Below are 26,878 nucleotides of genomic sequence, written 5' to 3'. Positions count from 1 at the left end.
TAATATACATAGGATAAACTTATTTTGGGTACTTTTCTTAAAAAAATTTAAGAAAAAAAATACGTTTCTCCTATGTATAAAAATTAAAATACCCTTTTTTCTACAGCTTTACCTAAATTAATTATACTGCAATAGTATTTTTCGTTAATTTTTAATTATATACATTTATATTAACATATTTTCATGAATAAATTAAGAATTATTACCTTAAAATAATATTAATTATCTGTTCATTACTTAGCCTATTTAATACATCATTGTCTGTTATATCATTATTTTCCAATACTTCACTTATCAAATTCTTCTTATCTTCTTGCATTAAATATATAGTTTCTTCAATTGTATCTTTAGCAATTAGTTTATATATATTAACAACACTTTTTTGCCCGATCCTATGTGTCCTATCGCTTGCTTGATCATGTATTCCTGGATTATACCACGGATCAAAATGTATAACTATATCTGAGCTAGTTAAGTTTAAACCAGTTCCCCCTGCTTTCAATGAAATTAAAAATATCCTTATGTTTTTATCATTGTTAAACTGCCCGACTAATTCTATACGCTTTTTAGCAGATGTTGATCCATCCAAGTATACATAATTAATGTTTTTATATTTAATTTTCTCTTCTATTCTCTTAAGCATTGATGTAAATTGCGAAAAAATAACTATTTTATGTTCATTTATATTTTTCTCTATAATCTCTTCAGTAACATTGAGCTTTCCATTATTGCCACTATAACTTTCCAAAATCAATGATGGATCTAAACACATTTGTCTAAGTTTCATTAAATATGAAAATAATTCAATCGTATTTTCCTTTCCTCTTTCATTATTAATTTTATTTTTTATTTCTAAGAGCAGTGAATCATATAATTCTTTTTGCTTTTTAGGAAGCGTAACTAGAACTTTATTTTCAATTTTATCAGGCAAGTCTTTTAAAACATCTTTTTTGTTTCTTTTTAAGATATATGGACTTATTAGTAACTTAAGCTCTTCTAACATATTTTTATCATCTTTTAAAAATTTTCTTGTAAATTCATCTTTTGAATATAAATACCCAGGCATTATAAAATCAAAAATACTCCATAATTCAATAAGATTATTTTCAATAGGTGTTCCTGTTAATACAAATCTAATACTTGAATTAATTTCCCTTACCACTTTTGCAGTTTGAGTTTTATAATTATTGATATTTTGTCCTTCATCTAAAATTAAATATTCAAAATTTATTTCTTTATAATCATCAATATCATTTTTTAACAATCCATAAGTAGTAATTAAAATATTATATTTATCGCTATCTTGAATTATTTTTTTTCTTTCCTTAGCATCACCATAAACAATTCCTATTTTTAAAGCAGGTGCAAATTTATTAAATTCTGATATCCAGTTATATATTAAAGAAGTCGGTACAACTACTAAAGACTTTTTTAGTTTCTCTGACAGTAAAAATGTAATTGTCTGAATTGTCTTTCCAAGTCCCATTTCATCTGCTAAAATTCCACCCAAATTAAAATAACTTAGGCTTTTAAACCATTTATAGCCTTCCATCTGATAACCTCTTAGGTTTCCATTTAAATCATCTGGAATTGTAAATTTCAGCTCACCAATATCTGTAATTTCTTTTATTACATTCTCTAAATTCTTTCTTACTTCTAAGAATGATTTATTATCTTTTATCTTTTCATTTAAATAATACAATTTATTAATATCCAAAATAGATTTTTCACTTTCTATATTCAGTATGCTAAATATATCTAATATATTAGATATTTCTGTATTATTTAAATCTATATAGCTGCCATCACTTAACTTTATATATGACTTGCTATCTTTATATTCTTTTATAATATTTTTAAAATCATATTCATTTATTTTATCTAATTTAAATGAAAAATCATATTTATTATCTCTATTTATATTTAAGCTAAAATCACTAAACTCAATTTTTTTAAAGTTAAAGAAATTATCATTATTTGAGATATTAATCTTAGCAATATTATTTAGATTTTTTATTCCATATTTTAAGAAATCGTAGTATTCATCATCTGTACCTAAAAACTCAAATGTTTCATTTCTATAATAAAATCTATTTTTATTTAATTCACTTTCTATAATTCTAAGCTTTTTACCATATTTCTCATATAAATTTCTATCATTAATAACAGTTTTATAATCAACTTCTTCATGGTCACAAATTAATACTGCATTACATATATATCTATCTGATTGTTTTTTAAAATATAAAATGACTTCTGTATTTTTATTTATAATTTCAATTATATTATTATCTAAATTTATTTTTTCACTTGCAATATTCAAATATGCCAATAGATCTTTTAGCTCTTCTATAGATATATTCTTATTTATTTCTATCACATTTTTATTTTTAAGCTCATTAAATAAAACCTTATATATTTCTATTTGCTCTGATGATGGTATATAAATATCTTTATCATACATAAACACATCAAATCGATCATTTAAAGGAATCGGATGATTCTTTCTTGTTGTTAATATGTACTTATCCTTCATCTGCTTTAAAGTAAAAAATAATGGTAAATCAGACTTTTTAATATTACACAAATATGTAGTTGAATTGAATATTAATTTAACTTTTCTATCTATTAACTTACTAAAAAGCCTTCTTAAAAATTTATTTGATACTCTTACAGTACTTTTATTTGAATTAAATTCACAGGAATATTCATATAAGTATTCTAATAACTCCTTATCTTCCTTAGAAAAATAATATTTTTTATATGTATAGATAAGACCCTTTCCTATTATATATTCTTCCTTATTAAAATAGCTATTTAACCATTCATTAATACTTAATACTGGGTACGAATGTTCATTGTTTATATACAAACTTATATCAAAATTTTTTCCATTAGTTTCAACAACTTCTTTAATACTAATACTTAGAGTAAGTTTAGTTTTTTCTACAGAGTTATTAATATTTTTAATTTCATCAATATAATATAACTTGTTCAAAATATTTTTTTTAATGTTTTCAGGACTTTTTTTCTTTAGATTTGCTTTAGCTGCTTCTGTAAATTTAAATCCTGTTGCGTATAAATGCTTACACATATATATATTCTTATCATTTTTAGATATATCTAAAAAATAATCACATCCACATCTGCATGAAATTATTTTCTCATTTTTTGTATCAATCTTTAGATGGCTACTAAAAAATTCATTACTATTTTCTTTCTTAAAACTACCATATATATTATAAATATAATCATTTTTATGAACGTTTAATTTGAGTAATTCTTTATTTTTCAAAAGTTCCTTACCTTTTTCAATGTTATATTTTGAAGAATTATTTATTATAAGTTCTTCAAATTTTGATAATTTCATTAATTCACCATCCTTTTGTATTTAATATTATTCCAATCTCTTTACTTTAAAAATTAATTATATCATTTAGTATTTATAATTTACAATTAATTAAATTACAATATTATAAATTGCAATAAATAAAGTATCATTAAACATACTTTCGTAATTTCAATGATACTTTATTATAAAATTTAATTATTAGCACATTCCGCCATTACCACCATTATTCCCCCCACCACAACCATTCATATTATTTTGAGATTGTGGTTTTACGCCTTTTTGAGCATATCTAGAAGCATAATCAAGCACTCTTGCTTGAAGGGTATTTAGGCTATTCATATATTCAATATTATTTGGATCAATCTCTACTGATCTTTTTAAATAATTAAGACCAGATTCAAACCATCCCTTTTGTACAGCAACAAATCCTTGAAGATAGTTCCATTCTGCACTGTTTCTATCAGATAATAAGTTCAACTTTGCTTCTGCCGCAGCAAAATTTTTATGTTCTATGAAGGCTCTTACTTCTTTATATATATCCTTGTTTATAAGAATATCATAAGCTGAATTTAAAAGCTTTATTTTTTCCTGAGTAGTTTCATCTTGATTTTTTGTATATTCCTCTATTAGTGCTTGATATCTAGCTTGAATTTCTTCTTCTGATGCATTACTATCTATACCTAAAATTTGATATGGATCCAAAGTTTAAATACACCTCTTATATATTTATATACACTATAATTATATTTAAAAAACTTAATATTATTCCTTATAAATTCCTTCACAAATATCTAGGCTTTAAAAAATTCTTTTAATATAACAGCTCTTATCGCCTCATATTTAATATAATCTGGTAATTCTTTTTTAATTAAACTTATTTTTTCATATCCCACTTTATTTATTGCCTTTAATATAGTTTCTTCTTCCTCTTCATTATAAAAATCATTTAAATTTATATTAAAACCATTTTCACCAAATTCTTTAATATAATCTGTAACATATCCTAAAATTGTAGAAATTGAAACTTCAATTTCTTTTGACACTTCATCTATTTTTATATTATTTTTTAACATGTCTATTGCGATTTCATCTACTTTTCTAGTTTCATTATCTATTATTACTTTCTTTCTTTTTTTCTCCTGCCAAACAGCATCTATATTATTCTTTAATATATAATTATTAACTTCATTGATTATTATCTCCCCATATGACTCTATTTTTTTAGGACCGATTCCTGATATATCTTTTAGCTCATCTAATGTTTTTGGATACCTTCCACTAATTTCTTTTAGAGTATTCATACTCAAAATTGCTTGTGGTAATGTATTAGCTTTTTTAGCTAAATCATTTCTTATACTTCTTAAGCTTTTATATAAATCTATATCTGTTTGAACTTCTAATATATCACTTTCATGATTTTTTATTTTTTCATCACTACTTTTATCATTCTCATTTTCAAGTTTTATATTATTGTCAATAACATATTCTTTAATTAAATTTTCAAATTCATTTCCGTATCTTTCATATTTAGTTCCACCAACCCCTGTAATTTCAAGCATCTGTTCTCTATTACTTGGATATTTAGAAGCCATTTCACGTAAAGTTGCATCACCAAAAATAACATATGGTGGTACATTATGCTCACTTGCTAAGTTAAATCTAAGTCTTCTTAATAATTCAAACAATTCATTATCTTCACTTAATTTCTTTGATACCTTAATTTCTTTAAATAATACTTTTTGCTCTCCAACAAGAACTTTTCTAGACATATCATTTAATCCAAGAACAGGATAAGTCCCTTCAAAAACAGATATAAATCCATGCGAAATAAGAGTATTTATAAATGTTTTTAATTCTTCACTTGAATAGTCCTTCATTATTCCATAAGTGGATAATTCGTTAAATTTCAAATCTAAAACTTTTTTATTCTTTGACCCTCTTAATACATCTACAAGAATTGTAGCACCAAATTTTGTTTTCATTCTATATATACATGAAAGCACCTTTTGTGCATCAGTAGTTTTATCTACAACTTCACCTTCATTTAGACAATTACTACAGTTATTGCAATTCTCATTTGGTTCTTCGCCAAAATATGATAACAAATATTTTCTATAACAATCATTACTGAATACTAAATCATTCATTTGATGAAGCTTTTTATACTGCATATTTTTTCTTTCAGGATTTTCAATTGAATTTTCTATTAAATATCTTTGTATATGAACGTCCTGTGGTGAATATAAAAGTATACATTCAGACTTTTCACCATCTCTTCCTGCTCTTCCTATTTCCTGATAATAACTTTCTATATTTCTTGGCATATTATAATGAATTACATATCTTATATTTGGTTTATCTATTCCCATACCAAAAGCATTTGTAGCTACCATTATATTAGTTCTATCATAAATAAAGCTTTCTTGGTTTTCTCTTCTTTTTTCATCACTTAATCCACCATGATAATATGATATATTAAAATCTCTTTTACATAAATCCTCGTATATTTTCTCTACTTCTTTTCTTGTTGCAGCATATATAATTCCAGATACATCTTTATTATTTTCTATATACTTATATAAAAACTTATTTTTATTTTCTCCCTTTATTATATTTATATATAAGTTTTCTCTATCAAAACCTGTTATAAATATTTTAGGATTATTTAATTTAAGTAAATTAATTATGTCTTCGCGTACTTCATCTGATGCTGTTGCAGTAAAAGCAGTTACAACAGGTCGCTCTTTTAATAATGATATAAATCCATATATTTTTCTATAGCTGCTTCTAAAATCATGCCCCCACTGAGAAATACAATGTGCTTCATCAATAGCAATTTGCGAGATACTACATTCTGAAATCACGCTTAAAAATTCCATTGATTCTAATCTTTCTGGTGCAACATAAAGTATTTTTATTTGGCTACTTTTAATCTTATTATATATTTCTGTTTCTTCACTCTCAGAAAGTGTACTATTTATATATTCACCGTCTATTCCCATTTCCTTTAATGTATCTACTTGATCTTTCATTAAAGAAATAAGTGGAGATATTACAATAGTCATTCCTTCAAAAACAAGGGCAGGTATCTGATAACATATTGATTTACCACCGCCTGTAGGCATTACTCCAAGTACATCATTACCTTTAAGTATTGCTGCAATTATCTGCTCCTGTCCTTTTCTAAATGATTTATATCCAAAGTACTTTTCTAAAACTTCTAACGCTTTATTATTCATTAAAAATATTGCTCCTTATAAAAATGTATAAATATCTATTTAATTACACATAATAATTTGTTATTTACTATACCCTTTATTATAACCAAAACAATAAAATTATAAAATAATATTCTATGTCATATTCTCAAACATTTTTAAAACATTGATCATTCCATATCCCCATTGTGGATTCGGATATATATCTCCAATTCTTTTATTAGTCCCCCTTGATAAATATGTCTTTATACTTTGTGAATATATATATGGATCATTTTTATTAATAATTCCCCATTCAAATAACATCGCACATACTCCTGATACTATTGCAGCTGCAACACTAGTTCCATTAACAATGCTTGTTTTATTGTTTGGTGCAACTGCTAATGTATTTACACCTCCAGCTGCTACATCTATTATATTTTTATAATTATCAACAAATGCCATTCCAGAATATGCCAAAACATTATTATTGTTTTGATTATATGCTGCTACAGCAACTATATAGTCTGAACTGCTTGGGTTCATTAAAGTTCCATATGGATCTGAAGGACTCAAATGTGTATCTCCTAAAGATATTCCTTCTTGTGGAATCCAGACATTGAATTTTCCATCTAATATCATATTTCCAATAATTCTAAGTTTCCATATTCCTGGTTGCAAATTATAAAAATTTATGCATATTAATTCGTCACCTGTATTTTCTTCTGGCAAATATGTTTTTACAATTATTGATGTTTCTTCAAAAATAAATGTATGAAAATCTGTTGAATTAATTGCAGCTTCTATAATTCCTGTATTTTCTCCAGATGGAGATAAAATATCTATAGAAAATATATTCGGTGCATCTGCCCATATTTCAACCCATAAATGTTTTTGCTCTGGAGAGATTTCTAAATCGATCAAGCTCATTCCACCTTCTTTATCTATAACTCCAGATGCATGCCTTCTTTTTTCTCTTTCATTACCTGTTCCAGTAACTATTACTATACCACTATTAGCTGAAATCGACTCTATATACTCCTCTAAAATCCCATTACCTTTGTGATTTCCTGAATTGGTGCCTAACGGAAAATAAATAACCATCGGTTTATTATTTTTTAGTGCATATCTATACAAGAATTCCAATGCTGAAAAAATTGCTGTAATGTTAAAGATTGGAATTTTTATATTATATTTATTTTTGTATTCATAATCTTCTATAAGTTTTATTGAAATTAAACTACAATCGCTTGCTACGCCCTTTAATTCAGGATTTTTCCCAGAAGCTCCTATTATTCCAGCCATGCTTGTTCCGTGTCCTATTTCGTCTATAGTTGGTACAATATCATAGGGTGATTGTCCATTTCTAAATGCTGTAATAGCTTCTTGAATTTTTTCTTTGCTATATACCTGCCCAAAAGTCACTTCATTATTAATACCATTGCTTTGGCTTAGAATATTTTGATCCCATATGCATTCAATTCTTGTATTACCATGAGAATCCATAAACTCTTCATTTAAATAGTCAATTCCTGTATCTAACATAGCTACTATAACATCTTTTCCTGTTAGATTTAGTGGTAATTCCAATTGTAATGGTCTGATTTGAGCTGATTCAATTGGAGACATCTGCTGAAGTGTATATCTTTCTGGCGATTTAATATATACTATTGATTTTAAATCTTTCTCTCCAACAAATAATTTTGAAGATAAAGGCATTGATACAATTGCAAATTTATCATTAATTAAAGTAACATAGTATCCTGATTTTTTAGAAATTTCATATTCAATATCCCCTTGATATTGAACTATATAATGACTATAATTAATATCCCTAAAAATATTTAATGATTCTTCAATATTATTATTCATTATACTCTTTACCTCCACATGGAATTCTTATAAATAAATTATTTATATAAAATTCTTCATAATTATCATGTGAAAATTTCACATGATAATTTCTATATGATTTGCTGAGTACATTGAATACTCCTAGTAAATCTAAATTACCATATCCTAATTCTTTATTAGGATATTTATAAAGAGCATCCCTCCTAGCTCCATAGATAAAATAGCTTCTAATTTTTGTAGAATACATCGTTATATCATTTCCATCTATTACTCCCCATTGTAAAAGCAAAGCACATGCTCCTGCAGCAATCGCAGTAGCAGCAGAGCTTCCTGATAATGTTGTTATACTATTAGATAATCCTGTTGTTTTTATATTAATTCCTTCAGAAACAATATCTGGATTAATCAAATTATTAGAATTAAAACCTCTTCCAGACTCTGATACTAGAATATTTTTATCACTTCTGCTATATGCTACAGTAATTACTTTCCTCGCAGTTGAAGGAATCGTTAATGTTATTTCAGGATCAGGCTCAAGAAACATTGTGCCTTCTGGCAACGTATTATTAGGCTGCAGCCATATATCATATCTTCCATCTGATTTGAATTCCGTTTTTAAAATAATCTTCCATATGCCAGCTTTTATGTTTTTAAAGGAAATGCTTACAACTTGGTGCCCAGTGAAATGCTCAGGTGTATAATAATTGACTGACATATCTGTATTTGTAAAAACATATTTTATTTTTTTTGACTTGATTATATTAATGTTATTAATACTTGGATTTATGAATTTTGAATCTTCTCCATTAGGAGAAATTATGCTTACCGTAATTCTATTAGGTTTTTGCACCCAAATATTAAACGAGAAATTTTTCATATCTTTGGATACCTTTAATTCTATTTTTTTTACTTCTTCTATATCATTTATATTTCCAGATACATGTCCTGCAGAACTACCTTCATTTCCAACACCAGCTACTATTACTAGTCCCCTTATTGTAGCTATAGACGTTATATATCTAGATATCAGATTATTTCCATCATGACTACCTTCTGTTGTCCCAATGCATAAGCAAATAATCATTGGTCTATTTTCTTTTAGAGCATAATTTTTTAAATACTCTATACCAGTAAGTAACTCAGAATTATTATATACAGGAATATTATTAATTCCATTTTCTCTTAGTATCTTTTTTGATTCTTGAGATTCTAATAATTTAACTATAACAAAATCACAATCTTTTGCTACTCCCTCCATGCTTTCATTATATCCCCTTGCGCCTATTATTCCTGCTATTTTAGTTCCATGACCTACTTCATCTTTTGTAGGTACAATTTTATATGGATCATTATCTTTTCTATATTCTTCAATTGCCATATTGATTTTTTCATTAGTATAAATTTTTCCAATGTACATATTATCATCACTATTGTCACGTATATTTTGATCCCATATACTTAAAATTCTTGACGTTCCATCTTCTCTTATAAATTCTTCATTAAGATAATCTATACCAGTATCAACAATCCCAATTAGTACGCCTTTTCCCGTCAGTGACAAATATGGATTTATCTTAACCTTCGTTATATTATCTATTTCTGAAACTACAGATTCTTGTAATACGAACATATTTCTAAAATCCGTAAAAATAATTTCTGGGACATCTTGTAACAATCTATTATAATATTTTTTGGGTACAGATATTACTCCTATGGTATTTGTTATTGCAGCTCCTGTTGCATAGTTAATTTTTTCTATAGATTTTTTAAAATCTCCTCTATATTCAACTAAATAGTTAAATGAATTTTCGTCATAATATAATTGATTTTTTGAAATATCATTCATAAAACCACCTAAACATATTATTAATTACTATATTTATATGATATCTTTTCATTTTAATAACTTATCCGTATAAACGAAATACTTTTAGAATTAATATAAATTAACCTAAAAGTATTCCTCTTAATCATTAAATTCTTATATTTTATTTACAAGATAAGTGACTTTATCTTCGTTTAATACCTCTACTACTCCCATTGCTGCCTCATATGACATTCTTTGAAGTGCTTCATTAGAAAATGCTGCTGCATGATCCGTTACTATAACATTTTCAAGTTTAAAAAGCTTATTATCTACTGTTGGAATTTCATTTTCAAATACATCAATTGCAGCTCCTGCAATTTTTCTGCATTCTAACGCATCCGCTAGTGCATCATTATCTATTACTTCACCACGTGCTGTATTAATCAGAAAAGCTTCTTTTTTCATTAATGAGATTTCATTTTTACCAATAAGCTTTTTAGTATCTTTTGTATATGGAATATGTAAACTTAAAAAATCTGCGTTTTTAAGTACGTGATTCAATTCCTCTGTAAATTCTATTCCATCAATAACTTTCTTGTTACCTACTTTTCTTTTATATACTAGTATTTTCATTCCAAGACCTAAAGATGCTTTTTTAGCCACTAATTGTCCAATTTTACCGAAACCTATGAGTCCTAATGTTTTACCTTCTAAGTCCATTCCTTTAATATTTCTAATTTCAAAGTTTCCTTTTCTAAGCTCACTATCATATATAAAATAATTCTTAGCCAGTGCTATAATAAGTCCTATTGTGTATTCAGCAACTGATAATTTATTTGAATCACCTGCATTAACTACTTTTATCCCCATTTTAGTTGCAAAATCAACATCTATCATATCAACTCCAACACCATGCTTTGCGATTACCTTTAGCTTCTTTGAAGCTTTTATAACATTTTCTGTAATGATAGCAGTACGTGTAATAACACCATCACAATCTTCTATTTCTCTAATTAAAATCTTCTCATCTATACCTGTTCCCATTTTTATTTCGATATTATTTTTAATTAATAAATCTTTTCCTGAACTATCCATATCTTGCGGTAATAAGACTTTGAAAGGCATTCATATATCCTCCTTATTATTTATGATTCTTCCTGTAAATAATAAGCTACTATTTAAATAAATTTAATCTATCTAAATAGCAGCTTCATTGCTTATATTATGATATTATTTTTGCGCTTTAAACTGATATCTATATAATTTATTTAGCAATAATCTCAACACCTGTATCGGTAATTAAAACTGTGTGCTCCCATTGTGATGATAATGAACCATCTGCAGTATAAATAGTCCATCCATTATCAGCATCTTCATATACATCATAATCTCCAGCATTAACCATAGGCTCAACTGTTAGTACCATTCCCGGAACAAGTAACATTCCAGTACCAGCCTTACCTATATGAGGTACAAATGGATCCTCATGAAATTCATTACCAACTCCATGGCCACCTAAGGCTCTAACTATTGTGTATCCATTTTTATGTGCATGTTCTCCACATGCAGCACCAATATCGCCTAAAAATCCCCAAGGTTTAATTGCTTCAATTCCTTTTATCATACATTCTCTTGAGACTTCTACAAGTCTTCTTGCTTCATCACTGACATTTCCTATCATAAACATTCTTGAAGCATCAGAATAGTATCCATCAAGTATTGTTGATACATCAACATTAACTATATCACCATCTTTTAATATTATATTCTCGTCTGGTATACCATGACAAACCTCATCATTAATTGATGTACAAACACTCTTAGGGAATCCATCATAATTAAGTGGTGCAGGAATTCCTCCATGTGATACTGTATAATCGTATACTAAAGTATCTATTTCAGCTGTAGACATACCTGCTTTTATTTTGCTTGCAACTAAATCTAAAACCCCATTATTTATTTCTGCACTTTTTTTAATTCCATCTATATCTTTTTGGCTCTTTATGAGATCCCTTGAAGGAACCATTATACCCTTTAATTTATAACTCTCTAATTTTTGATCAAAATCCAAGTGACATTTTTTATATTTAAGTCCACTGCCACACCAACACTTTTCATTTCTATCTAATAACATTTAAATTACACCTCTTTATATATGATAATTTTCTATTTCTATTAATTTATTATATTAATATCCCCTAATTTCTTTTCCAAAATAAATTATAACTTTAAAGTACTTAATAATCAAACTTATTTACTTTATTATGAAATATATCGATAAAATTTCACATAATATTATTATACAAACTTTAGCTTCTACTTTAGCAAGATTGTTTTATATTACTACTTCTGATAAAATAATAGTTAAGATAATAATTTTTACTTATATATATTTATTGTGTCGTATATTGTTGCAGATTTTTCATAAATTCGACATATTTAAACGAAAGGAGTATATCATAATGATTTACGTCCCCATATCTAACTTAAAACCAGGCATGAAATTATCCGCTGATATTTCTATAAACGGCTGTAATTATTCTGATGCATACCTTTTAAAAAAGAAAAAAATGCTAACATCTAATTTAATAGACAAGCTTAAGTTATTTAATATACATGGTGTATATATAGAGGATGGGATAAAAAATAAAATTGAAATAAAAAGATTAATTGATGATTCTCTAAAAGATGAAGCCGTATCTGCGGTTAAGGATATCTTTACAGTATGCGAAACACAAAGAAAAATCTTGGATATAAAAAATATTGAACAAATTGAAAATATTTCTTCAAATTTGGTGAATAAAATTACAAAAGCCGGCAATACTTCTATTGGTATAACTGATTTACAAACATACGATAATAACACATATTATCACTCATTGAGTGTAACTGTTCTATCTTTAGCAATCGGTACAGGCTTAAATATGAATAAAGATGAGTTGGTAGAGCTTGGAGTTTCTGCTTTACTTCACGACATAGGAAAAATAAACATTCCTCATAGTATAATAGACAAGCCTTCTAAGCTCACAAATGAAGAATATGAAATTGTAAAATCTCACCCAGAGATCGGTGGTAAATTTGTTGATTCTAACTTGGCTATTACAGATAAAATATATTTTGGAATATTAGCTCATCATGAAAAATATGATGGTACAGGCTATCCTAAAGGATTAAAAGGGAATAATATCCCACTATTTGGTCGTATAATAGCTGTTGCTGATGTATATGATGCACTTACTGGAAATAGATCCTATAGGAAACCAATTAAGCCATCTGAAGCAATTGAATATGTTATGGGCGGATGTGGAACTCTTTTTGATTATGATATTGTAAAGGCATTTTTAAAAAAGATTTCTCCTTATCCTGTTGGAATGAGTGTAAAATTAAGCAATAATAAAACTGCTGTTGTAATAAAAGAAAATCATAGTAATCCATTAAGGCCAAAAGTTAAGATAATTGGGGAAAAACATAAAATTCTAGATTTAGGAAGTAATTTAAAATTAAGCAACATTACAATTACAGATATAGATTATGATTACTTAGTTAATCCTGTAGACAAATAAATTTTATACAATTTCATTTAAAATAAAGATACGAGTAATAATATAATTATTATATTACTACTCGTATCTTTAATTATTTTAATTTAGACTTAATACCTTCATATACGTAGTCAAGATAATCTATTTCAAATCCAGATTCTTTTATTTTGTTCATTCTATCTTCTGCTATTTTTATAGTTTCTTTAGCTTCTTTAATATCTTTATCTTTTATACATCTATTTGTATAATCTAATAAGTAATCTATTTTTAACACATCTTCTGCTAAATCTTCTCTGTCATTATTTACAAGATTCACAAGAATAGAATAAACTTTAGGCGAAGTAGTGTCTTTACTATCTTTAAGAATATCTGTATTTCTACTATTTTTCTTTGCCATTTCTTTAAACACCTCGTTTCTTTTGAATTATATCATAAAAACAAGATTTTAGTATATCTAACCTAAATTAATCATATATTTTCCTTAGATTTGATACTTTTTCTTTAAATACACAATTAGAAATAACAAATACTCCACCACATATTATAAGCATTATATATGCAATATCATTGCATATTACACTTAAAACAGGTATATCCGAGAACTGAGTTTTTATAGGAAAAATAAGCCATGCACCTATAACAATTATCCCTGAAAATATTGTATAAAAAGCAGATTTTCTTGAAACATTTTCTCTAAACCATATTCCACCTAAGACTACTATTGAACATGGAATTGATAAAGATAATGCTACTTTTATAGTGGCTAATATCTGGCCTTGCCCCATAGAAATAATATATGTTACAAGACCTATTCCTAAAATTATTAATTTATTAGCTATAAGAGAATTTTTGTTTATACTGTCTTTTAATTTTGTTTTACATAAGATATCTTGGCTAACTGTAGTTGAACATCCAATTAGCATACTGCATGCAGTTGACATATCAGCAGCCCAAAGTCCTGCTAAAGTAATTCCAGCTATTAATGGATTAAGAGATAAAATAATCACAGGAAGAGCTCTTGTTGCAGGCTCTAAGTCTGGATATATTGCTTTTGCACATATTCCAAGAAGTGCACATAAAAAACCAAGTGGTACCATTATAATAGCTGCAATTATAAAACCTTTTTTAGCATCTTTATCACTTTTTGAAGTTAACCCAATTTGAACAACCCCTTGAAGTGATGTGCAATTAGCAACCATGGTTATTATAAGTGCTACTATACTAAATATTACGATACCTGAATGCCCTTCAATAGGATTAAAGAAATTTTGTGCACTTGATGCATTCATATTTATAGCTGCATTAAGTCCTGTCATTCCTATTTCTGCATTCTTAGTAAACAAAATAATTCCTGTTGTTGTTAATATTCCAAAATAGATTAAAGAAATATTGAAAATATTGCTTATACTTGCTGAGCCCATCCCTCCAACAAATGATATTATCATAAACATTATAAAGCTAAAGAATGTTCCATTTTGTGAATCAAAAATATTTGGAAGAAGGCTTGCAAGTATTGCTCCTCCAGCCTTATATTGTAATGATATGATTGCGCACTGCATAATAACTTGTGCTACTATAACTATAAATATAGCTTTTTTATCATATATATCATTAAGCATTTTTGCAATTGTGTTATACCCTGTCTTTCTAAACTTGTTAATTACGAAGAAAGCTGCCATTACAGCTCCAGATGCCCATGCAATATTGTACCATCCAGCGCTCATTCCATCACTAACAGCATTTTCGGCAATACCAATAGTTGATGCTCCTCCAATAGCTAGTCCAGCTACTGTAACTGCTGTAATGAATGCATTATTTTTTCCTTTATAAAGAAGAAATGCTTCCCCATCTTTCTTTTGCTTTCTTGAAACTACTATACTAATCACCATTAATATTGCTATATAAACTAAAACTACAATCAATGGTATTAAAGCTTTTGAATTATCCATATTTACTCCTTCTTATCCTACATAAATAAAAGCCTTTTATTTATTTCCTACAAATTTTTAATACTATTTTATATGTTTTGCTTTTTCTATATATTCTTTAATTATTGCACATGAATTACTGAACTTTTCTTGTTCATCATCTGTAAGATTAATTTCAACAATTTCTTCTATTCCATCTTTAGTCATAACAACTGGAACACTTGCAAATACATCAGTTTGTCCATATTGTCCTTCTAATAATGTAGTTGCTGGAAGTATTTTTCTTTCATTGTGTAAAATTGTTTTTACTATTTCAGTTAAGCCAACACCTATGCCAAATTCAGTACATCCTTTTCCTTCGATGATTTCATAAGCTGCAAAAGCTGCTCTCTTAGCTATATCATCTAAATTAAGTTTACCAAATGTATCTGGCTTTTCTTTCATTAAATCTAATAATGGTTTACCACCTAAGTATACATGTGACCAAGGAACCATTTGTGAATCGCCATGTTCACCCATTGAATAAGCTTGTATTGATTTTGGATCAATTCCTGTTTCCTTTGAAAGTATTCTTCTAAGTCTTGATGAATCTAATGTTGTTCCAGTTCCAAACACCTTATTTTTAGGAAAGTTTGTTTTTTCATATATATAGTGTGTTACTACATCAACCGGATTAGATATTACTACAAATATACCATCAAACCCTGAATTTAATATTGGATCTATAATTGTATCTACTTCTTTAAGTGTACCTTCTAAAAAATCAAGTCTGCTTTTATTAGGTGCTGGAGGCACTCCAAGACTTACTACTACAATATCTGCATCAGAGCAGTCTTCAAATGTACCTTTTCTACTTTCAACGTAATGTTGAAGATATGAAATTGTATCACTTAAATCTACTGCTTCTGCATTTGCTTTCACTTCATTTTTATCTATGAATATGATTTCATCACATACACCTTGAAGTGCTAAAGAAAATGCACAATGTGATCCTACATTACCTGTACCAATAATCGCTACTTTTCTTGTTTTTATCGACATATAATTCATCCCCTCTTCATAATTATTAAATATATTAATAATTATATTTTATTTTTAACACTCTTTCAATAAAATAGTATATTTTTTTTCATTCTTTTATTTCGCTACTAAAAAGAACTTGTTAATTGTCATAATTAAGATGTTTTCAAAAATAGCATTAAGAGGCAGCGCTAAATTCATAATTAATTTTAAAATAAAAATATAGATCTAAATCAAATGTATTTGATATAACTCTATATTTTTTATGCTGCAAGATAGGTACCAATAATCATGATTATTAGGCCTACAAAAAAATTCATAGTGAATTCTCCTCTAAAAACTATTACTGAAATAAATGCTCCCACAAACGGTGCTATAGCATAGTATGCACTTATTTTGGCTGCACCTAGTTCTTTCTGAGCTTTTACATAATAATGAGAAAGGTACCATTGTTCCATACAAAACAGCAGCTAAAATGGCATATGTTACTGCATTTCTTTGCTTTAAATGCATATTTTATCCCTTCTTACTTTCAAAACTTTCTTCTATATATTTTTCTAAAATTTCAATAGTTTTAGGTACTTTTAAATTTTCATTTAAAATTCCTTTACGCAAAAGATTTTTATATAATTTTATTGTATATGGTACTAATAAATTTGCTTTATTTAATGTTTCATCATCTAAAAATATGTCTTCCGGCCTTCCTTCTTTTACTATCTCTCCATCCATAAACACAAAAATTCTATCAGCCCATTTTAATGCTTGATTTACATCATGAGTTGATAAAATAACTGTCTTACCATTTTCAGTTAGTTCATCAATAAGATTATTCACAACATTTGTATATTTCGGATCTAAGGCAGATGTTGGCTCATCTAATATTATGACCTCTGGATCCATAACAAGAATATCTGCAATAGAAACTCTCTTTTTTTGTCCTCCACTTAAAAAATGTGTTGGTTTATTTACAAAAGGTTCAATTTCCAATTCCTTTATAACTTCATTAACTTTTCTTTCAACTACCTTTTCATCTATTCCCAAATTAAAAATTCCAAACGAGATTTCTTCATAAACGCTTGCTGAAAATAGCTGATTGTCTGGATCTTGAAAAACTATCTGGACTTTACTTCTCAAATCTAATAATCCTTTTCTTGTATATTCTATTTGCTTATCTTCATAATAAATATTCCCACTCGTAGGTCTAAGTACACCATTTAAGCATAAAAACATGGTAGATTTACCTGAACCATTTCCACCTATAAAAGCTATCTTCTCACCTTTTTTTATATTAAAATCTATTTTTTTTAGTGCTTTTGTTCCATCTTCATACACATAACTTAAATTTGCAACCTTTAAAATACTATCACTCATATAGACCTCCAACAAATAATTGCTATAATTATTAATGCTACTTCAAAAATTATTGATAAAATAATTTCTTTTCTTTCTGCCTTTACATATCTTTTTAAAACATTTATTCGCCCGTCATAACATCTTGATTCCATTGAATCATATAACATTGAAGATTTTTTTAATGCACGAATAAACATTACTGCACATAAACTGCTTGCAGATTTTAATGATGTTTTGAAATTTCTATTACCTAATCTACATTTTTGGGAAGTATAAATAGAATTTGATATATCTAATAACACAAAAATGAATCTATAAATTAATAGTAATAATTCAATAATTAGCTCTGGGCAATGTATTGTTTTAAGTACATATAACAAATCAATCACTGGAGTTGATAAAGATAAGAAATATAAGCATGACACTGCTGCAAGTGAAACTAAAATTAAATTACAACCATAATAAAAAGATGCTGTCGTTATAGATATGTATTTTCCAAGTAGTGCAATTGAAATTGAAGATAGAGGTTCATCAGAGATGTTAACAATTATAGCTATAGTGCTTAAAATTAGAAATCCTAGTGGAATAATCATTAATTTCAAATAATATTTTAAAGAAGTCTTACCAATAAATACGGTAAGACTTCCCATACATAAAAGGATTAATAATGAAATGAGAGGTAAACGTGCTATTACACATATAAATAGTGTACTTACTGCAACAAATGATTTCAAGCATGGACTTTTATATCTTAATTTGGACGAATATGCAAGTTTATCTATCATTATCATCTTTCATTTCCCCTTTAAAAGTTATTTTGATTTTTCTTTTCTATTTCTTCCTCTTTCCATTAATGTACCAAGTCCGAACCCAAATATTCCTGCACCAATAGCTGCTTGAAGGCAGAATAATAAAGATTCTGTTTCCCCACCTGGTGGCTCATAAATAGGTGAAAACCAAGGCTTGTATTCATCAACTTCAAGTATACTGCTTATTGCGTTTGACGCTTCATCATCTGACCCACCAAATTCTGAATCTTTTATAAATGCTAGTGGAACTACTGCAATAATTACACAAAGAAGAATTAGAATTATACCTGTCTTAACTTTACTACTCATTTATAACTCCTCCTTTTAAAAATCCTATTTCAGTAAGCTCTTGCTTTGCATATGATTCAAGAATCATAACTACAACAGCAGTCAATATACCTTCGATTATAGCAAGTGGAACTTGTGTAATTGCAAAAATTCCAAGGAATTTTACAACTGATGCTCCTACTCCTCCTACTTGTGATGGATAGGCTAGTCCAATTTGGAAAGATGTTACACAATATGTGAATAAATCACCTAAACATGCCCCTAAAAATACTCCAACCATTCTGTTTATTTTTAATTTTTCACATAATTTATAAATTCCGTATGAAAGAAATGGCCCAGCAATTGCCATAGAAAATGTATTTGCACCTAGAGTTGTTAGTCCTCCATGTGCAAGTAAAATTGCCTGAAATAATAATACTATAATTCCTATAATACTCATGGCACTTGGTCCAAAAAGCATTGCGCCAAGTCCTGTTCCAGTTGGATGTGAACTACTTCCTGTAACTGATGGAATCTTTAATGCAGAAAGTACGAATGCATACGCCCCTACCATAGCTAAAATAAGTAGTGTTTTTCTATGTTCTGCTGCCGTCTTCTTAATTGAAATAAATCCATAGATTAAAAATGGAATACATAAAACACCCCATACTATACAATATTTAACAGGCAGATATCCTTCCATAATATGCATTGCATTTACACCTTTATTAAATCCGAACATAATTAAAAGAGTAAGTCCAATTACAGTTAATCTTTTTTGTTTATTTGACATATTTATCCTCCTTATTTAAGTAATAAAAAAGTCCTTTTATAGTTTATTCTAAATGAATAAACTATAAAAAGACGTGACAAAACTACCTCCAAATTAATGGAAATAAATTTTAGACACTTTGCCATCGTCCGTAACATAGTGTAATAGCCTATTAAAAAGGCAGGTCTTCTGACTTAGGTATCTTAGCAGTACTCCATCTTCCCATATACTAAAAATATACAGTGATTTTATAATTATTTCAGAATATAATAAAAATCAGATTACATTTTAGAAATAATTATGGCTTCTACTCCTCCATTACAGCGGCGGGACCGTATGGGACTTTCACCCATTTCCCTATTCTCTTGGCCTGCAATTAATAATTGCACCAAGCACCTTTTTAATATTAAATTGTCATTGTAAAGTGTAACATTATAGGATTTATATGTCAACTTATATATTGTAAATATGATACACACTTTACTGAAATTTAATTTATTTATATTATTTTATGGTTATTAATAATATAATATTACTTATTTTCTTGTGTCTGCTTTATAATACTTTCCATTTGATCTTTACTTAATGCTCCACTTACATATCCATATACCTTCCCATATTCATTTATCATAAATGTGGTTGGAAGTGACATTATATTATATTTTGAGAAAACTTCTCCACTTTCATCAAAAACTACTGGAAACGTATATCCTTCATCTTTTAAAAACTGCTTTACTCCATTCATATCTTTTTCTCTTCCACCAGGATTTGAAACAGCAATAATTACAATATCATCATTATTTAAATTGTGTTCATTGTATAACTCCTCTATATGAGGCATCTCAACTTTACATGGACCACACCAAGTCGCAAAGAAATTTAAAAATACTGTTTTGCCCTTATAATCTGATAAGGTATGAGTATTTCCATATTGATCAGTAAGTGAAAAATCAAATGCCTCCATAAGATCTTTATTATTACTACCATTATGCTCATTCTTACTTTCATCACTATAATCATTTTCTGCTTTATTTTCATCTTCTATCTTTTTATCTTTTGTTTCTTCATTAATGTATGAATTATTGCTATTTAAATATTTAGTTATATTATTTATACCTCCAGTAAAGGTCATAAGTCCCATTATAACCATTATGACTCCTCCAACTTTTATGGTATATTGAACAATTTTTTTATTCTTCTTTATAAAATTAAGTGCTTGTGTTGTAAATATTCCCAAAATTAAAAATGGTATTATAAATCCTAATGCATAAACTAAAACAAGCATATTTCCAAGTATTGTAGTTTTTGCACTAGAGGCAAGCAATAATATTGAAGATAATGCGGGTCCAACACACGGTGTCCATGCAAAGCTAAATGTAAATCCCATAATGTATGCTACAGATGGATTCATATTATTAAAATTAATTTTAGCTTTAATTTTAAATTCCCTATTTAAAAATCCAAAATTAAATAACCCTAATTGAAATAAACCAAGAAAAATTATTATTATACCTGAAATTCTACTAATAATCACTTTATAACTATTAAGTATCCTTCCAATAGTTGTAAAGGATAATCCTAGTATAAAAAATACAGTAGAAATTCCAAGTACAAAAAATACTGTATTTAAAAATACCTCTCTTCTTTCATAAGTAATAATTCCATCACCACTTACTTTTTTTGAATTTCCCGCAAGATAACTTATATATATTGGAATAAGTGGTAATATGCACGGTGATAAAAATGAAAGTATTCCTTGAAAAAATACAAATATAAAACTTATATTTTTGCTATTTATTAGTGTATCAAACATTAATAAGCTCCCTTCTTAAAAATACAAATTAAACTTAATATAAAACCATTATACTAAAATTAGTATATAGAATTATGTGATTTTATTACACTTTTTTAGTCAGCTCATCAAAAATTTTATACTTTACCTATACAAAAAAAGCCAGAAGAGAAAAAATCTCCTCTGGGCCTCAATTGCTAATCTACAAAACCTTTTCCATAAAATTTAATTCTCTTTAATTTCTTTATACAATTTCTTTAATTTATAAAGAACACTAAATATACTTAATAATAAAATTCCCTTAAATATACTTGAAATTGTTATGCTCCACCATATTCCATCAATACCTAAAAAATTAGGTTTGCTAAGTACATAAGCCATTGGAATTCTAATTCCAGTAAATATTATGCTTATTATAGATGGTATATATGTTCTTCCAATTCCTTTGAAAATACCACAAACAATAATTTCTATACACATAAATAATTGTGAATATCCAAGTATTCTTAAATAGTCTGAACCTTTTTGTATTGCATCTGGTTCATTTATAAATATAGAAAATATTTGTCTATTAAACACAACCAAAATAACAGTAGTAAAAATCCCCCAAACTAATGCTGTTATTATTCCAGATTTACATCCTTTATTGATCCTATCATATTTTCTTGCGCCATAATTTTGACCTACAAATGTTGATAATGCGACTGCCAACCCATCTGCACTCATCCATGATATTGATTCTATTTGAGATCCTACCTTTTGTGCTGCAACTGCTACTGGTCCAAAACTTGCAACTATTACTCCCATTGCCATAGAAAATAAAGTAAACAGACCACTTTGTACCGCTACTGGTAACCCCAGTTTATACAAAACATTATAGTATTTAAAGTCCATATTTCTAAATAACTTAATATTAAAAAGATGATCTTTATTTCTTATTATCATAAATATAAAACATATTGATACTATAATTTGAGCAGCTACAGTTGCTAAGGCCGCACCAATAACTCCTAATGCAGGTATAGGACCAGCACCAAATATTAATAATGGATCTAATATTATATTAGCCATTAAACCTATGGTATTGATTTTAAATGGTGATTTACTATTACCAAGTCCATTAAATATAGATGTAAAAACTGGATTTATGAAATAAAATACCATTCCAATTGCCACAATAATTAAATATTGCCTTGACATTAAAATAACATCATTATTTCCTAAATTAAAAAGATATATTAATTGTCTATTAAATATTAATAGAAATACTGAATATATTAAAGCTAAAATTAAATTTATCTCAATTGCTACTTTAATATACGATTTAGCTCTTTTAGTATCTTTATTTCCTATTGCTTGTGCAACTTTTATTTCTCCACCAACCTTCGAAATCATTATAAAAGCCATTGCAAGCCATGGATAAAACCCTGCAGTCCCAACTGCTGCAACTGCATTACTTCCTTCTTTCCCCACCCATATCATATCTATCATATTATAGGCCATTTGTATAAAAGATGTTCCCATTATAGGTAATGCAAGCTTCACTAGCTTTTCTGTAATATTCCCCTCTGTTAAATCTATTCTTTTGTCCATTTTATCTCCTATGTTTAAATTATTTATTTTTCCACACCATTTAAATTATAAGGATAATAATTTTATTTTCAATAAAAATATTACTTAATAGTTGTATAATTAATTTATGTATTATAGCAGGATATGGTTACCCTGCTTATTCATAAACTTATTAGTTATAATATTTGTTTCTTACATTTATTGTAAAACCATAATCTATAATTACCGGACGTCCATTTATGGTTCCCCAACTGCTTTTTTTTCCAAAATCTCCAAGGATTAAATTATAATCTTTTTTTATTTTTTGAAGCTCATCTATATTAAATAATTCTCTTTTATTTGAAACATTAAAGTAATCCCATACGTATGAGATATCATTTATCTTATCTGCTTTTTCCATTATTAAAAATTTAAAATCATTAGAAACTTGTATTACTCTTGCAAATAAATTTGAATAATCATGTAGTGATATTGTATATTCTGCTTTATTTTGTGCTATGCCTGCCCTATTTTTCGCTACCTTCACTACATACCCATTACCTAAATCATACACTTTTCTACAAGATCCTGATCCAATATACTTATAATATCCTCGCCTTATATTAGTAATAATCTGATTGGATATACTTTTCATTTTAAAGCACCCGCTTTACAATAATATATTAATAATCTCCGTAAATACTCTACATAGTATATTATTCTATTTATAATAAATTGGTTCTAAAAATTATTATTTTTATTCAATCAATAAATATATTGTGTAAAATCAGAATTTAGTGAATAACACCCGAAATAAAACCCTTATGTTGTGCTCGCTTGCTACAAAAATGAAATTTTTGAATGCAAGACACCGCCCAACATAAGGGTTTTATTTCTTTGTTTCATCTAAATTCTAAGCACCGCATTATTATTTTTGTAAATAAATGCATTTTAAAACTACGGAATAGTTATTTATACATATTAAGGATTTAAAAAGTTAATATTTTATCATTTTTTAAAAGGTATAATTTTTATAAATATATGAATATAAATTCTTAAAAATTTGCTTATTTTATGAGGAGGTTATGGACATAAAGATATACTTATTCATATATTTTCTTATTTATTGGAATATATGGGGCTTTTCTAAGGGGCTGTTGCACAATGAATAAAAATTCATTATACGCAGTCCATTTTGCATGGTTTCTATAGAATAATATATATTTCATACAAATATCTTTAATAAATAACCGTTTTGCAACAGCCCCATTTTAGATATGGAATATTCCTGAAAATATAAATTATAATTAAAATGGGCATTGTATCTATGATTTTAGAGTAAAACAAAGAAATTCAATATATGAATAGGCGTAGTATTGTATTAAGAAATTTAAGCTTTTAACTTCTTAGAGATAGGCTGTTCCAAAACAATTTGTCCAATACTTGCTGTTGGAGCAAATTGTTTTGGGCACAGCCTATCTCTTTAGAAGTTTTAGCTTAAATTTCCCTACAATCGAGCCTATCATATATTGAATTTCGGTTGTTATCCACTAAACTCTGATTCTACGTCCCTTATTTATGTTATGATGAATTTATTTATCTTCAAAACCTTTTTTAAGATCTTTAACAAAATCTATTACAGCCTCTTTTCCTTCTTTCATTCTCTTAACTATAGCACTTCCAACTATTACACCATCACAGTGATCTTTAACATCTGCTACAACTTCTTTTGAAGATATTCCAAAACCTATGCACATTGGAATGTTAACAAGTTTTTTTACTTCTTCTAAATACTCAACTGTTCCTGAATCTAATTTACTTCTTTCTCCAGTTGTCCCGTTAGTTGAAACACAATATACAAATCCTCTTGCACCATCTACAATTTTAGAAATCCTATCTCTTGAAGTTCTAGCCACAAGTGGAATTAAATGAATATTATTTTTTAAACATATATTATCTAATTCCTTTCTTTCTTCAAGTGGAACATCTGGTACTATAAGTCCATCTACACCACATTCTGCAGCAGTTTTGATAAACTCTTCGATTCCTTTATGAAATACTATATTAAAGTAAACCATTATAACTATTGGAACTTCACTAGATTCTCTTATTTCTTTTACTGCATTAAATACATCATTAAGTTTTATTCCTTCATTTAATGCATTTATATACGAATTTTGAATTACTGGTCCATCTGCCAGCGGATCACTAAAAGGTACTCCAATTTCTACAACTGTAGCTCCATTTTTATCTAATTCAGAAACTAAATCTATAGTTTCTTTTATACTCATACCTGTTCCAAAAGTCACAAATGGAATAAGTGCTTTTTTATTATCTTCTTTTAATTTTTTAAATCTTTCATCTATTCTATTCATCTTTCTTTGAAAGATATGAAAGTATTGCATCCATATCCTTATCTCCTCTCCCTGATAAATTTACAATTATTACTTGATCCTTATTTAATGTTGGAGCAAGTTTTCTTGCATAAGCAACAGCATGCGAACTTTCAAGTGCTGGCACTATTCCTTCTAGTTTTGTTAAATACATAAATGAATCAACTGCTTCATCATCAGTTATGCTTACATAATCTGCTCTTTTACTTTGTGCTAGATAAGAATGTTCAGGACCAACTCCGGGATAATCAAGTCCTGCTGAAATTGAATATGCTTCCTGTATTCTTCCATCATCATCTTGAAGAACATAACTAAGCATTCCATGTAATATTCCCTTTTGTTTTTTAGACATAGCAGCCGCATGTTCATCAGTTTCAATTCCTTTACCTGCACCTTCTACTCCAATTAATTTAACATCTTTATCATCAAAAAATGGATAAAATATTCCAATTGAATTACTTCCACCTCCAACTGGTGCTAAAACATAATCTGGAAATTTATGTTCCATTTCTAAAATTTGTTCTCTTGCTTCATCTCCAATAACTCTTTGGAAATTTCTAACCATTGTTGGATACGGATGTGGTCCAAGAGCTGAGCCAATAACATAAAATGTATCTTCAACATTAGCCGCCCAGTATCTTATTGCTTCTGTTACTGCATCGTTTAATGTTCCAAGTCCATTAGTGACAGGAACCACTTCAGTGCCCAAAAGCTCCATCTTCTTAACATTTATATTTTGTCTTTTTATATCTTCAAATCCCATAAAAACTTTACATTCAAGTCCAAATTTTGCTGCCACAGTAGCTGTTGCAACTCCATGCTGTCCTGCACCTGTTTCTGCTATAACTTTCTTTTTTCCCATTCTTTTTGCTAAAAGAACTTGTCCTAGTGCATTATTTATTTTATGTGCACCAGTATGATTCAAATCTTCCCTTTTTAGATATACTTTTGCTCCACCTAAATCTTTAGTCATATTTTCAGCATAATAAAGCGGGCTTGGTCTTCCTGTATAATATTTCAAGTAATACATATACTCATCATTAAAATCTTTATCATGTAATACTTTTCCATATGCTTCTTCAAGCTCAATAAGTGCATTCATTACTGTTTCAGGAACATATTGTCCACCAAACTCTCCAAATCTTCCATTCATGTTTTCTTCTCCTTTTTTTATAAAATTAAGTTTTGATAATTATGACATAAATGCTATCTATAAATTTCTCTTATTTTAGAAATTT

Annotated in this window: 21 protein-coding genes and 1 riboswitch; of the genes, 1 reads left to right on the top strand and 20 read right to left on the bottom strand. The window is 27.7% G+C overall.

Features of this window, described 5'->3' with window-relative positions; translation table 11 throughout:
- Positions 1–202: 202 nt before the first annotated feature.
- The 7 genes from BN2920_RS11695 to BN2920_RS11665 form a co-directional block, all read right to left on the bottom strand.
- Positions 203–3,370: a DEAD/DEAH box helicase gene (locus tag BN2920_RS11695; protein ID WP_058295186.1), complete on the bottom strand. Its 3,168-nt coding sequence runs from the start codon at positions 3,368–3,370 to the stop codon at positions 203–205.
- Between the two features lie 180 nt (positions 3,371–3,550).
- Entirely contained in the window at positions 3,551–4,054 is a 504-nt protein-coding gene (locus BN2920_RS11690; RefSeq protein ID WP_058295185.1) for a J domain-containing protein, read from the bottom strand.
- Positions 4,055–4,143: 89 nt separating this feature from the next.
- Positions 4,144–6,591 carry a DNA helicase RecQ gene (gene recQ, locus BN2920_RS11685; RefSeq protein WP_058295184.1) on the bottom strand — a complete coding sequence of 816 codons (2,448 nt, stop codon included), beginning with the start codon at positions 6,589–6,591 and terminating at the stop codon, positions 4,144–4,146.
- Between the two features lie 114 nt (positions 6,592–6,705).
- Positions 6,706–8,424, bottom strand: a complete 1,719-nt coding sequence (locus BN2920_RS11680) for a S8 family peptidase (RefSeq protein WP_058295183.1) — start codon at positions 8,422–8,424, stop codon at positions 6,706–6,708.
- The gene (locus BN2920_RS11675) at positions 8,417–10,252 is read right to left on the bottom strand and encodes a S8 family peptidase (protein WP_058295182.1); all 1,836 of its coding nucleotides are present in this window, start codon (positions 10,250–10,252) and stop codon (positions 8,417–8,419) included. Before BN2920_RS11675 ends, BN2920_RS11680 begins: the two co-directional genes overlap by 8 nt.
- A gap of 135 nt (positions 10,253–10,387) precedes the next feature.
- A complete protein-coding gene (locus tag BN2920_RS11670; protein WP_058295181.1) occupies positions 10,388–11,338 on the bottom strand; it encodes a hydroxyacid dehydrogenase in 951 nt (316 codons plus the stop codon).
- 139 nt (positions 11,339–11,477) lie between these two features.
- The gene (locus BN2920_RS11665; protein ID WP_058295180.1) at positions 11,478–12,347 is read right to left on the bottom strand and encodes a type I methionyl aminopeptidase; all 870 of its coding nucleotides are present in this window, start codon (positions 12,345–12,347) and stop codon (positions 11,478–11,480) included.
- A 328-nt stretch (positions 12,348–12,675) separates the two neighbouring features.
- Here BN2920_RS11665 and BN2920_RS11660 point away from each other — a divergent pair, with 328 nt between their 5' ends.
- Positions 12,676–13,776 (top strand): HD-GYP domain-containing protein, encoded by a 1,101-nt coding sequence (locus tag BN2920_RS11660; RefSeq protein ID WP_058295179.1) that lies wholly within the window; start codon positions 12,676–12,678, stop codon positions 13,774–13,776.
- Between the two features lie 73 nt (positions 13,777–13,849).
- Here BN2920_RS11660 and BN2920_RS11655 read toward each other — a convergent pair whose 3' ends face one another.
- The 13 genes from BN2920_RS11655 to trpB form a co-directional block, all read right to left on the bottom strand.
- A complete protein-coding gene (locus BN2920_RS11655) occupies positions 13,850–14,152 on the bottom strand; it encodes a hypothetical protein (RefSeq protein WP_058295178.1) in 303 nt (100 codons plus the stop codon).
- A gap of 67 nt (positions 14,153–14,219) precedes the next feature.
- On the bottom strand, positions 14,220–15,704 hold the full coding sequence (locus tag BN2920_RS11650; RefSeq protein ID WP_058295177.1) for a sodium:solute symporter family protein: 1,485 nt from the start codon (positions 15,702–15,704) through the stop codon (positions 14,220–14,222).
- Positions 15,705–15,767: 63 nt separating this feature from the next.
- A complete protein-coding gene (locus BN2920_RS11645) occupies positions 15,768–16,724 on the bottom strand; it encodes an L-lactate dehydrogenase (RefSeq protein WP_058295176.1) in 957 nt (318 codons plus the stop codon).
- Positions 16,725–16,966: 242 nt separating this feature from the next.
- The gene (locus tag BN2920_RS11640; protein WP_058295175.1) at positions 16,967–17,161 is read right to left on the bottom strand and encodes an EamA family transporter; all 195 of its coding nucleotides are present in this window, start codon (positions 17,159–17,161) and stop codon (positions 16,967–16,969) included.
- 58 nt (positions 17,162–17,219) lie between these two features.
- Positions 17,220–18,074, bottom strand: a complete 855-nt coding sequence (locus BN2920_RS11635; protein WP_058295174.1) for an energy-coupling factor ABC transporter ATP-binding protein — start codon at positions 18,072–18,074, stop codon at positions 17,220–17,222.
- Positions 18,071–18,847: a cobalt ECF transporter T component CbiQ gene (gene cbiQ, locus BN2920_RS11630; protein ID WP_058295173.1), complete on the bottom strand. Its 777-nt coding sequence runs from the start codon at positions 18,845–18,847 to the stop codon at positions 18,071–18,073. The genes BN2920_RS11635 and cbiQ overlap by 4 nt, the downstream gene beginning before the upstream one ends.
- Before the next feature lie 21 nt (positions 18,848–18,868).
- Positions 18,869–19,174, bottom strand: coding sequence for an energy-coupling factor ABC transporter substrate-binding protein (locus BN2920_RS11625; protein WP_058295172.1), 306 nt, complete (start codon positions 19,172–19,174; stop codon positions 18,869–18,871).
- Positions 19,167–19,874 (bottom strand): energy-coupling factor ABC transporter permease, encoded by a 708-nt coding sequence (locus BN2920_RS11620; RefSeq protein WP_374116952.1) that lies wholly within the window; start codon positions 19,872–19,874, stop codon positions 19,167–19,169. The genes BN2920_RS11625 and BN2920_RS11620 overlap by 8 nt, the downstream gene beginning before the upstream one ends.
- A 192-nt stretch (positions 19,875–20,066) precedes the next feature.
- A riboswitch (cobalamin riboswitch) is annotated at positions 20,067–20,319 on the bottom strand.
- Positions 20,320–20,436: 117 nt separating this feature from the next.
- Positions 20,437–21,717, bottom strand: a complete 1,281-nt coding sequence (locus tag BN2920_RS11615) for a redoxin family protein (RefSeq protein WP_058295170.1) — start codon at positions 21,715–21,717, stop codon at positions 20,437–20,439.
- Positions 21,718–21,921: 204 nt separating this feature from the next.
- Entirely contained in the window at positions 21,922–23,289 is a 1,368-nt protein-coding gene (locus BN2920_RS11610) for an MATE family efflux transporter (RefSeq protein WP_058295169.1), read from the bottom strand.
- Between the two features lie 151 nt (positions 23,290–23,440).
- Positions 23,441–23,902, bottom strand: a complete 462-nt coding sequence (locus BN2920_RS11605) for a hypothetical protein (protein ID WP_058295168.1) — start codon at positions 23,900–23,902, stop codon at positions 23,441–23,443.
- 937 nt (positions 23,903–24,839) lie between these two features.
- Positions 24,840–25,622 carry a tryptophan synthase subunit alpha gene (gene trpA, locus BN2920_RS11600; protein WP_058296905.1) on the bottom strand — a complete coding sequence of 261 codons (783 nt, stop codon included), beginning with the start codon at positions 25,620–25,622 and terminating at the stop codon, positions 24,840–24,842.
- Positions 25,615–26,793 carry a tryptophan synthase subunit beta gene (trpB, locus tag BN2920_RS11595; RefSeq protein ID WP_058295167.1) on the bottom strand — a complete coding sequence of 393 codons (1,179 nt, stop codon included), beginning with the start codon at positions 26,791–26,793 and terminating at the stop codon, positions 25,615–25,617. The genes trpA and trpB overlap by 8 nt, the downstream gene beginning before the upstream one ends.
- Between the last annotated feature and the right edge of the window lie 85 nt (positions 26,794–26,878).

The organism is Clostridium neonatale, assembly GCF_001458595.1.
GTDB lineage: Bacteria > Bacillota > Clostridia > Clostridiales > Clostridiaceae > Clostridium > Clostridium neonatale.
Note: the sequence above shows the minus strand (reverse complement) of the source record. Positions and strands in the feature narration are given on the sequence as shown.